2 protein-coding genes are annotated in these 1667 nt (G+C 68.9%); one reads left to right on the top strand and one right to left on the bottom strand.

The window, feature by feature from the left end:
• Nucleotides 1-281 precede the first annotated feature (281 nt).
• Nucleotides 282-857 (bottom strand): transcriptional regulator, encoded by a 576-nt coding sequence (locus ACFWZ5_RS46355; RefSeq protein ID WP_384788989.1) that lies wholly within the window; start codon nucleotides 855-857, stop codon nucleotides 282-284.
• Nucleotides 858-1132: 275 nt separating this feature from the next.
• Between ACFWZ5_RS46355 and ACFWZ5_RS46350 the strand changes: the two genes are divergently transcribed.
• On the top strand, nucleotides 1133-1667 hold a 535-nt coding region (locus tag ACFWZ5_RS46350; RefSeq protein ID WP_384893325.1), incomplete at its 3' end, for a DEAD/DEAH box helicase family protein.

Raw genomic sequence — 1667 nt, 5'->3', positions numbered from 1 at the left:
GTCTGCCCCCCCACCACGACGCCCCGCCGCTCCGGGGGGGGCGGGACGCAGCGCTCCGCGCTGCTCGGTCAGCCCCTCCGGGGCTGACGGCCGGTCAACTCCGTTGCCCGGCGGCCGGATCGCTCCGCGATCCGGCACGGAATTCGCTCCGCGAATTCCTGGGGCTGGCTACGAGGGCGGGTGGGGTCTGCCGGTTTTCGGCTCTCCCCTGCCCCGGGAATTCCTGACGCCTTTTCAGTTCTGGAATTCAATATCCCGGACCCAGATATTGAATTCTGGGGTTATGCTGCGAACCCAATATTCGAGACGTACTCGTAGCTGCCGTATTCACTGCCGAGTTCGATGGTCACGTCGCCGAACCAGGCGTCGTCCAGGGCCTGGTCGTCGTCCGCGGCCCAGGCCGCCACGACGGGGTCCCAGCGGCGGACGTTGAGGGTACGGAACTGCACGACCCGCTGGTGGGGGCGGCTGACACGGGACTGGTTCAGGGGGTGGAACTCCACCCGGGTACCGCGGCCTTCACGGTTGAGACGGCTGGTCAGGTACCGGGCCACGTTACGGCGACGCACCGTGCGGTAGGCCGCCTCGATGTGGTGCAGGTTCTGCTTGGAGGGGCTGCGCTGGCCGGCCAGCCAGGCCTTCAGGGTGCGGTCGGTGACGGTCAGGCCGGCCGCACGGGCCGCTTCCCGAGCGTGGCTGGTGCGGGTGAGGTAGTGCAGACGGGCCATCAGGCCACGGCGCGCGGTAATGGGCGTGGCGATGAATCCAGCGAGCTGGTCGAGCTGCCGGGCAACGGCCTCGTGGCCCTTGATGCCGTGGGCACCGTATTTGCCGAACTCAATCGTCCTTTCCGGCACCTTCTCCTCCTCCCGTCACCATAGTTACTTGGCTACATACTACCGTAATTGGTGCTGCTGTGCGGTGAGTTGGCGAATTTCTCGCGGGCTATTCCTGCCGGAATTCTGGGGGTGGCGCTTGGGGTGTGCGTTCGATTGCTCGCCCGGACGGGGAGGGAAGTGCCGCATCCGGGAGACGGTGCCAGGCGTGGCGGTCTACGGTGTCACAGAAGGAAGTTGGTTGGGTGTTCGGCTGATCCGCGGGCACCCCTGCAGAGCATCTCCGGGAGCTGATCGTGAAGGTGGATGCGGCCGTCCGGTCGGAGGCCGAGCTCGCGGCGTTCTACGACCACCAGGACGACGCCGTCGCCGCCATCATGCGGGTCTACACCCCCTCCCCCAGGGCTCGCCGTCCGCGGTTCCGGGCCCAGCTGCACATGGCGCCCGGGCTGGGCAAGACGCGGGTAGCCGCGCGCATCGCAGACCTGGTCGCCGGGCAGGGATCGCTGCTGATGGTCGTACCCACACGGGCGCTCCTCGAGCAGACCCACCACGTCCTGCGCGTGGCCGGGCGCAGCGGGCCGGTGATCGCCGTGTACTCCCCACGGGGTGCCGCCTTGACGGGCGAGCTGGGGGTGCGGGTGACGACGGATCCGCGGGTGGTGGCGTGGCACGCCAACGCCTTCGCCTCCCAGGGCGTGGGGCGGTTCACGGTGCTGGCCACGTACGCGAGCGTCGAGGGCTCTCTGATCGCCGGGCACCGGCTGAGAGTGGAGCCGGACGGGGCGCGGCCGCTGCCGGAATGGGACCTGCTGGTGTGCGACGAGTTCC

The sequence above is a fragment of the Streptomyces sp. NPDC059003 genome, from assembly GCF_042740445.1.
Classification (GTDB): Bacteria; Actinomycetota; Actinomycetes; order Streptomycetales; family Streptomycetaceae; genus Streptomyces.
Note: the sequence above shows the minus strand (reverse complement) of the source record. Positions and strands in the feature narration are given on the sequence as shown.